Source organism: Streptomyces spongiae, assembly GCF_009377185.1.
Taxonomy (GTDB): domain Bacteria; phylum Actinomycetota; class Actinomycetes; order Streptomycetales; family Streptomycetaceae; genus Streptomyces; species Streptomyces spongiae.
In genome coordinates, this window is record NZ_VJZC01000882.1 from 1 (window position 1) to 2,871 (window position 2,871).

2 protein-coding genes are annotated in these 2,871 nt (G+C 68.5%); one reads left to right on the forward strand and one right to left on the reverse strand.

Annotation, left to right across the window (positions count from 1 at the left end; all coding sequences use genetic code 11):
* Positions 1-50: 50 nt before the first annotated feature.
* On the reverse strand, positions 51-1,418 hold the full coding sequence (locus FNH08_RS48170) for an extracellular catalytic domain type 1 short-chain-length polyhydroxyalkanoate depolymerase (protein ID WP_322726615.1): 1,368 nt from the start codon (positions 1,416-1,418) through the stop codon (positions 51-53).
* A 427-nt stretch (positions 1,419-1,845) separates the two neighbouring features.
* Between FNH08_RS48170 and FNH08_RS48175 the strand changes: the two genes are divergently transcribed.
* On the forward strand, positions 1,846-2,826 hold the full coding sequence (locus FNH08_RS48175; protein ID WP_152778223.1) for a pectate lyase family protein: 981 nt from the start codon (positions 1,846-1,848) through the stop codon (positions 2,824-2,826).
* The last annotated feature ends 45 nt before the right edge of the window (positions 2,827-2,871 follow it).

Genomic DNA, 2,871 nt, shown 5'->3' on the forward strand with positions numbered 1-2,871 from the left:
CCGGTGGGTTCCGGCGCGCGCCCGGAGGGGACGGCGTGGGTGGCGATCCGTCAGGTGGTGCAGTTGGCGCCGTTGAGAGTGAAGGCGGTGGGGCCCGCGCTGACGCCGGTGTGGCCGGCCTGGTAGCCGATGCTGACGCTCGCGCCCGGGGCGATCGCCGCGTTGTACGTGGCGTTGGTGGCGGTGACCGCTCCGCTCGCCGGGGCGTAGGTGGCGCCCCAGCCGTTGGTGATGGTCTGGCCGGCGGGGAGGGTGAAGCCCAGCTTCCAGCCGTTGACGGCGGTGGTGCCCGTGTTGGTGATGGTCACCGAGGCGGTCAGGCCGGTGTTCCACGCGTTGGTGGTGACGGAGACCTTGCAGCCACCGGGCTGGGGCTGGGGAGCGGGGCCGCCGCTGTCCAGGCCGAAGAAGGTGATCACGCGGGCCGCCATGCCCGTGGTGATCAGGTTGTGTCCGACGCCCTGGAGGCTGATGGCCTCTACGGGGGCCTGGTCACCGGTGGAGCCGTAGCGGGTGCGGGTCCAGCCGGACGCGGGCGAGTCGGTGCGGGTGGGTGTCTGGCTGATGCCCCGCACATCGGTCCACTGTTTGATCATCTCCCCGAAGTTGGGGTAGCGCAGGACGTCGTCCTCGGTGCCGTGCCAGAGCTGCATACGGGGGCGGGGGCCGGTGTAGCCGGGGTAGGCGTTCCGGACGAGGTCGCCCCACTCCGTCGGGGTGTGGGTCACGGTGCCGTTCGCGCAGGCGCTGTTCCACTCGGAGCCGTCGGTGGTGGCGAAGCAGCCGAAGGGCACGCCCGCGAACGCGGCGCCCCCGGCGAACACGTCGGGGTAGTCGCCCAGCAGGACGTTGGTCATCATCGCGCCCGAGGAGACGCCGGTGGCGAAGATCCGGCTGGTGTCGGCGTCGTAGGTGCGAGTGACGTGGTCGATCATGGACTTGATGCCCACGGGGTCACTGCCGCCGCCCCGCTTGAGCGCCTGGGGCGAGGAGACGTCGAAGCACTTGCTGCTGCGGGTGACCGACGGGTAGATCACGATGAACCCGTAGCGGTCCGCGAGCGAGGCGAACTCGGTGTTCTGGTAGAACACCGGGCCGGATCCGGTGCACCAGTGGACGGCCACCAGGACCGCGGGGTTCTCGGTGACCGTGTCCGGCACGTACAGGTACATCTGGAGGTTGCTGGGGTTGGTTCCGAAGTTCGTCACCTCGGTGAGCGACGCGGTGGGTGCCGCTCCCTCGGCCGAGGTGGCGGAAGCCGCGGCAGCTCCCTGAGGGACAGTCGCGGCCCTGGGGGCGGCCGCGGTCTGGGGTGCGGCGAACAGCACCGCCGCGAGGAGGGGAACCAGCCCCCCGAAGAGCGCGAGGAGTGTCGTACGGAGCGGTCTCCTCGCGGTGGTGCCGACAGTGGTGGACACGTCCTCGTCCCTTTCTGATCGCGGCTCGTACGGCATCGCTCAGCGGAACAACTGGGAACGACTGCGGGGGAAGCGAAGGCATCGTGGCATGCACATGCCTGCCGGGGAAGCGCTCCCACACTCCGAAAACATTCGACGGTCACCAGCCCTCGCGGCGGCGGGAGCCCGGCGAAAACCTTCTGCGCGAACCGTTGACCAGAAAGCGCTTACCCCCTACCTTCCGTTCAGAAGCGTGACCCACCACCTCATCTCGTATATGAGATAGCAGTGACAGAAGTCCCGCACCACCTGGGGTATTGCACCCCCTGGAGCTCCACCACCCTCCTGTCGGGTGACTCCGCTCGCGCGCGGCGATCAGCATGGCGAACAACGGTCACGTATATGACCCACCCTGATCCACCAGGTACTTCTGAAGGGAAGCACCCGCATGCGCACTCTCCCCCCACGTACACGAGCGCACAGATCGGCCCTGGCCACGGCCGCCGCGGCAGCCCTCGCAGCCGTCACCGTGGTCGCGCTCCCCCAGCCGGCGGGTGCCGCCGAGACCTCGCCCATCGGATTCGGCGCGGGCACCACCGGCGGCGGCAGTGCCGCCCCGGTGACGGTGTCGACGCTGTCCGCCTTCAAGACGGCCGTCACCGGAAACACGGCGAAGGTGGTACGCGTCAACGGCCTGATCTCGCTGAGCGGTCAGGTCGACATCGGCTCCAACACGACTGTCCTGGGCGTCGGTTCGTCGTCCGGCATCACCGGCGGCGGTCTGCGGATCAAGGAAGCGACCAACGTCGTCGTCCGCAACCTCAACATCAGCAAGCCGGTCGCGCCCGCCGACGGCATCACGGTCCAGGAGTCGACGAAGGTGTGGATCGACCACAACTCCTTCTCGGCGGACCGTGACCACGACAAGGACTACTACGACGGTCTCCTCGACATCAACCACGGCTCCGACCACGTGACGGTGTCCTGGAACACCTTCAAGGACCACTTCAAGGGCTCACTCGTCGGCCACAGCGACAACAACGCCTCGGAGGACACCGGCCATCTGAAGGTGACGTACCACCACAACAGCTTCAGCAACGTCTACTCGCGCATCCCCAGCCTGCGCTTCGGCACCGGGCACTTCTACAACAACTACGTGAACGGCGCCGACACCGCGTGCCACTCGCGCATGGGCGCCCAGATGCTCGTCGAGAACAACGTCTTCCGCTCGACGAAGATCGCGGTCACCACGAACCGCAGCAGCGACGTCGACGGCTACGCGAACCTGCGCGGCAACGACCTCGGCGGAGCCGCCACCGAGGTCTCCCGGACGGGCAGCTTCACCAGTCCGCCCTACGGCTACACGGCCGAATCCGCCTCGTCCGTCGTCGCCTCGGTGACGTCCGGCGCGGGCGCGGGGAAGCTCTGACCTCCCGCCATCCGGGCCGCGACCGACTCCCTCCCCCCACGGGCC